Genomic DNA, 6,262 nt, shown 5'->3' with positions numbered 1-6,262 from the left:
TAAAGCGCAGGTGGGATGGACAGGAGCACCATCCCACCTGCGAGCTCTGCCCTTATCGAGGTTTTCCTGCGAGGGCCTACTTCTTCACCCGCACCGGATAGGGCGGGCGCTGCGGCTTGCGCGGCGGGTTTTTCTGCAACTCGGCCATGACCAGTTCAATGGCCTTCTCAAGCTGTGGGTCGTGCCCGGCAATGACTTTGGCCGGCTCCTGCTCCACCTCATAGTCGGGCGGCACCCCTTCGTTTTCCACCACGAAACCCTCTTCCGTCCAGATGGCCAAATTGGGCGCCGTCACGTAGCCGCCGTCCATGAGCACCGGGAAGCCGAGGATGCCCACCAGGCCTCCCCAGGTGCGCTTGCCCACCAGCGGGCCAAGCCCCAATTTGCGGAACATCCAGGGCAAGAGGTCGCCACCTGAGCCGGCGTTCTCATCGATGAGCATCACCTTCGGGCCGAAGATGGCGCCGCTGGGCGTGACCAAGTCCTGCCCATAGCGCAGCGCCCAGTTGCAGATGTAGGGGCGCCGCAGGTGGTCGATGTAATAGTCCGCCACTTGCCCGCCGCCGTTGAACCGCTCATCGATAATGATGGCCTCCTTGCTCGTCTGCGGGAAGAAGTAGCGTTTGAAATAGGTGTGTCCCAACCTGGTGGTGTTGGGCACGTACACATAGGCCACCCGCCCCCCGGTGGCGGCGTCCACTTTGCGGATGTTGCTCTCCACCCAGTCGCGGTTGCGCAGGTCGCTTTCGTCCCTAATGGGCACCACCTGCAGCGTGCGCGATCCCACGCCATCCGGGCGGGGGCCAACCGTGATCTCCACGATCTTGCCCGCGGTGTTCTCGAAGCGGCTGAAAAGGTTCTCCGGTGGGCGCAGCTCTTTGCCATTGACCGCCAAGAGGTACTCCCCCGCCTGCACGTCGATGCCTGGCTGCTTGAGGGGCGATTCGAGGTCGGGATTCCAGTTCAGCCCGCCGTAGACCTTGGCAAAGCGATAGCGGCCATTTTCCACGACATAGTCGGCCCCCAGCAGACCGCAGGGGACGCGCTTTGGCTTGGCAAGCTGGTCGCCGCCGCTCACGCGATGGTGTCCCACGGCCAGCTCGCTGCACATCCACTGGATGAGCCTGTTCAGGTCATTGCGGCAGGCAAGCTCCGGCAGGAAAACCGCGTACTTCTGGCGCATCGCCGCCCAATCGGCCCCATGGAAATTGGGGTCATAGAAGTAGTCGCGATTGATGCGCCAGGCTTCGTCGAAAATCTGCCGCCATTCGACCTGCGGCTCGATGCGCACCTCGATGGCGTCGACGTCCAGCTTGCCCTTGCTCACGTCGATCTTGTCGGCAAGCTCTGTGATGAACCACGACTGCCCGGCGCGGTACAACACCTTCTTGCCGTCGCGGGAAAGCCGATAGTCGTCCACCTTCTCGAGGATGACCTTGTCCTCCCTCTTGTCCAGGTCATAGTGGTGCAGCTTTGTGGGCCCTGCCGGCACGGTCTCGAGGAAGTAGAGCTGCCCCTCTTTGCCCACTTGCAACTCTCGATAGTCCGCCTCCGGCAGCGGCAACGCCACGATGCGCTCGTTCATTCCTGCAAAGTCGATGACCACCTTCGCAGGGGACTTTTTCTCCGTGTCCTTTGCCTTCTCTTTGCCCTTCTCAGCTTTTTCCTCTTTCTCCTCCTCCGGCTTCCCCTTCTCCTCGTCGCTCTGCTTGGCCAAGGGTGAAGGCGTGCCTTTCTGCAAAGAAGCCAAGTAGATGGCGTTCTTCATGCGTACGTCGGCGTTGGACATGGCAAACCAGTGCTTCACCGGGCCAGCGTCCGTGGAAGCGAAGAAGTAGAGAAACTTGCCGCTGGGGTCGAACACCGGGTCGCTGGCCTCGGCCATGCCGTCGGTGATTGGCCAGGACTTGCCCTGCTCGATGTCGTAGACGAAGATCTGCTGGAAGTAGGCAGTATTGGTCAGCGTGTAGGCAATCCAACGGGAGTCTGGCGACCAGGCGCCGCGGATGGTGCCGAAGGCACCCGGCATGTAGATGGCCTCTTGCGCAATCTTGGTGATGCTGCCGCTCTCAAGGTCCAGCCAGAAGAGCGTGCGGGCGTTATCGGCAAAGCAAAGCTTCTTGCTGTCCGGCGACCAGGAGATGGCGTTGTAGAAACCCGCGCCGCCCAACGGCACCACGCGGGGAGTCCCTTTGCCATCTTGCGGCAGAATGTGCAGGGCATATTCGCCTGAGGCGTCCGAAAAGTAGGCAATGAACTTGCCGTCCGGGGACCAGGCAGGGAAACGCTCGTGCGCCCCTGGGGTCGCCGTGAGGTTACGCGGGTCCCCCTTTTCTGCAGGCACCGTGACAATCTCGCCCCGGAACTCAAAGACTGCCCGAGCCCCGGAGGGAGAGATATCGTGACTGCGGATCCACTCGGCGCCTTTCACATAGCGAGGTCGCAGTTCCAAAAGGTCCGCAGCCACTCCCACCCGCAGCCTTTGCACCTGGCCGCTGCTCAAGTCGTAGGTGTGGAGGTAGCCGGCCTGCTCGAAGATGATCGTGCCCGCGCCGTAGGCGGCATCAAGCACCGGAAAGTCGGCAAAGAAGGTGAGTTGCCGCACCTCCTTGCTCACGGTGTCGTAGCAAAAGAGATTGAACTCGCCGTTCCGGTCGGAGCGGAAGTAGACCTTGTCTCCCACCCACATGGGGTCGGTGTCGTTGCAGCTCCCTTCGGGCTGCGGGATCTTCTCCACGGAGTGGTCAGCGAAGGTGTAGAGCCATATCGTGGCCACGGTGCCGCCGCGATAGTGCTTCCATTGCTGGAAGACCTCCCGCACCGGCAGATAGGCCAGGCGCTTCCCATCCGGGGAATAACACGCCTTGAAGCCCACCGGCAGCTCGAGCTGCTGCGGCCAGCCACCAGCCAGCGGCACGGTGAAGAGCTGACAATAGCGGCTGGTGAAGGAGAACCGGGGCGAGTAGAACAGCACGGCCTTGCCGTCCGGGGTAAAATCGCAGACCACGTCTGGCGCCGGGTGATAGGTCAGCCGGATGGGCACGCCACCAGAGGCCGGCACAAGGAAGACATCCGTGTTGCCATCGTACTCGCCGCTGAAAGCGATCCACTTGCCATCCGGCGAAAAGACGGGGTTGAACTCGTTCCCCTCACCCGAAGTCAGGCGCCGCACATTGCTGCCGTCCCGGTCTGCGACGTAGAGGTCTCCCGCGTAGGCAAAAGCAATCTGTGTGGCGCTGATGGCCGGCTGGCTCAACATCCGTGTGTCTGCGGTGTCGATGGCCAAAGCTGCGGCCACGGAGAGGAGGACTGCCCCCGCGGCGGCGAATGTCACACGACGCATGATAGGTCCCTCCATAACGCGCGCGGGGTGAGCCGGCGGCCCACCCCTCTGCGGTTACCTGATGCCCTCAATCTCGTCGGCTAAGGGCGCGGCGTCGTAGAGCTTGCGTAACGCCTCGCTAATGTAGCCGGTGTGCACAGCCACGGCCCGGTTCGCTTCCTCGTCGTAGACAAAGCGGCCCACAAGACTCTCGATGTTGCCGTCAAAGATCAGGCCGACAACCTCTGCCCGTGCGTTGATGACCGGCGAGCCGGAGTTGCCCCCGATGATGTCGCACGTGCTGACAAAGTTCACCGGCGTCGAGAGATCGAGACGGTCTTTGCGCTGCCAGAAGCGCTCCGGCAGGTCAAAGTCCTTTTCCCGGTCAAAGCTGAGCGCGCGGTCGTACAGCCCGTAAAGCGTCGTCTTGTACGGCGCCTTGGTGCCGTTCATGGGATAGCCCTTCACTGCGCCATAGGAAAGTCGCAGGGTGAAGGTGGCGTCGGGATAGGCCGACTTGCCGTAGACCGCGAAACGTGCCTGGGCGATTTTCTCGGCAGCGGGGGTGATCACGCTCTCCACGTGCTTCTTGTTCCACTCGATGTCGGCGCGCATCATCGGCTCCAACTTGCGCATGAGCACGATGAGCGGGTCGGTGCAGGCCTGGATTGCACTCTCACCACCTTCCAGAAGCGACTTGCGGAAGGGCACATCAGCAAGCTTGGTGCCCTGGATAAGCTCTGCTGCCACCTCCTGCGGCGAACGGCCATTCAGGACCGTCTTGATGAACGGATGGTCGGCGCCCAATTGAGCCAACGACAGCGCAAGTGCCCCGCCAAGGTTGGCTTCTTCCAAATCATGGTAGATGGGCGCCGGTGACAGGAGGCGGAACTTGAGCTCGTCCAGCTCCGAGTCATGGTAACCAGGGAGCCTCTGCCCATCTGGCTTCTTGACTTCGATGCTGTAGAAGACAAGCGTCGAGGCAAAGCCCGCCAGGCGCGAGCCCATGATTCGTCCGTAGAAGCGCTCCTTGGCCCTGGGCGCCTGTTTCTTGATGACCCGGGCCACTGTGTCCCAGGCATCGCCATAAGCCTTCTTCCACTCCGGCTTGGAGGCGACCAGGGCGCGGAATTCATCCTCGGCCTTCTTACGCTTGGCCATCAGTTTGGCGTCCAAGAGGCCCTGGTATTCGCCAGTGAGGGCCTTCTTGCTATTTTCCAGGCCGAAGATCTGCACCAGGGCGCGCCTCTCTTGCTCCGGACCGCGTTTGGCGTACTCCCGCAGAATGGCGATGCGCTTGTTGATGTAGTCCAGCATCATGGGGTACTGGTAGTCCCGCTGGAAAAGGAGCTGCTCGTAGGTGAACAACCGGTCGGTGGAGCCAGGGTTGCCAGAGACGAAGACCAGTTCGCCGTCACTGGCGCCTTTGGCGTTCCACTTGAAGTAGTGCTCGGAGTCCACCGGCTTGTCATTCTCGTAGACGCGGAAAAACGCCACGTCCAAATCGTAGCGCGGGTAGGTGAAGTTGTCAAAGTCGCCCCCGAAATAGGCCACCTGTCGCTCCGGGGCAAAGACCAGGCGCACGTCCGTGTACTTCTTGTAGCGATAGAGCCAGTACTCGCCGCCATGGTAGAGGCTGATGACATTCGAGCGGAGGCCCGTCTTTTCGAGGCTCTCCTTTTCGATGGCGGCGATGGCTGCGCGCCGTGCCTCCAGTGCCTGCTCGTCCTTCATGCCTGGGGTGACCGCCGCCCGCACGCGTGCGGTGACGTCTTCCATGGAGACAAGCACATTCACTTCCAGGTCTGGGCACTTGAGTTCTTCTTCCGGCGTGGCGGCATAAAAGCCCGTGGCCACGTAATCACGCTCGGGCGTAGAGACCTTTTGCAGCTGACCAACCGCTACGTGATGGTTGGTCATCACCAGTCCGTGGGGACTGACGAACGACCCGGAGCCACCATCCATGAAGCGCACGCTGGCCAGGCGCACGTGCTCTAACCATTCCTGCGTCGGGGTGAACCCGTAGCGCTCCTGCAGCAGCTTGGTAGGGGGATTGTCGAACGTCCACATTCCTTCGTCGGCCATGCCCAGGTGGGCCCAACAGGCAGCCAGGACTAATGCCAAAAAGACTCTGCCCAACTGACAAATGCTCTTCCGGTACATCTTGGTTTACCTCCTGTTTAGTTCGCTACCCACTGCACCGTGGGGACAACGCACGCGTCTTCACATACGGCCCCGGGCGTGAGAAGTTGCACTACGCGGCGACCAACGGGCAAGGCCGCGCTGGATGAACCGGCAAGCCTTGGCCGTACGGCAGATGTGCTCGAGGTCCATCACCTTGCGGCCGCCCGCAACGAGCGCGGGCCGGCGATCGTAAACGGATTCTTGTGCGACCTGCGGAGTATACGCAAAAAGGAGGGAAAAGTCAAGTGGAAAGATGGGGCATTTCGGAGAGGTCAGGGCGCGCACCGAACGGCACCTGGGGCGGAAGATGCGTCACCAGCGGCGCTGGCGTCGAGGTGAAGGCCGGGGAGGGACACTTGCCCTGCCGTCCAATGCGATGGTCATCCCTCCTGGCGAGAAGGCCAATCCGCGTTCCGCGCAGGCCGGGCGGCTTGGGAACGGATCTGATACGTGTCCGGTCGGCCTGGCGCCCGCGGAGCCGTAGGTTCCTGGTGCGCCACCGGCGCGCGCTCACCACCGTGCATGCTTCCCTGCACGACTTTTTTCGGCCAGCTCAACTGCCTCGCCATGCTCTTTCTCGCCGCAGCCACGGTGTACAGCTGGGCCGGCAAGGGCTTTCTCGCGCCCTGGCTGCAGAGGAAGCAGAAAAGGGGCCTGACGGGGGCGCGAAACGGCTGCGAAACGCAAGAAGCGGTGGCTCTGGGCGAGAAGGAACACGGCCAACCAGGGGAATATTCCCAGCTACTCACCCGCTCC

Annotated in this window: 2 protein-coding genes; both read right to left on the bottom strand. The window is 62.0% G+C overall.

The annotated features are described in order from the left end of the window. Positions 1-76 precede the first annotated feature (76 nt). Complete coding sequence (locus tag H5U38_02240) at positions 77-3,343, bottom strand: PD40 domain-containing protein (protein ID MBC7185832.1); 3,267 nt, start codon at positions 3,341-3,343, stop codon at positions 77-79. Positions 3,344-3,397: 54 nt separating this feature from the next. Continuing rightward, the gene (locus H5U38_02235) at positions 3,398-5,485 is read right to left on the bottom strand and encodes a S46 family peptidase (protein ID MBC7185831.1); all 2,088 of its coding nucleotides are present in this window, start codon (positions 5,483-5,485) and stop codon (positions 3,398-3,400) included. Between the last annotated feature and the right edge of the window lie 777 nt (positions 5,486-6,262).

It is taken from the genome of Calditrichota bacterium (assembly GCA_014359355.1).
Lineage (GTDB): Bacteria > Zhuqueibacterota > Zhuqueibacteria > JANLFK01 > Oleimicrobiaceae > Oleimicrobium.
The sequence above is the reverse complement of the archived record's forward strand: the minus strand, read 5'-3'. Positions and strand labels throughout refer to the sequence as shown.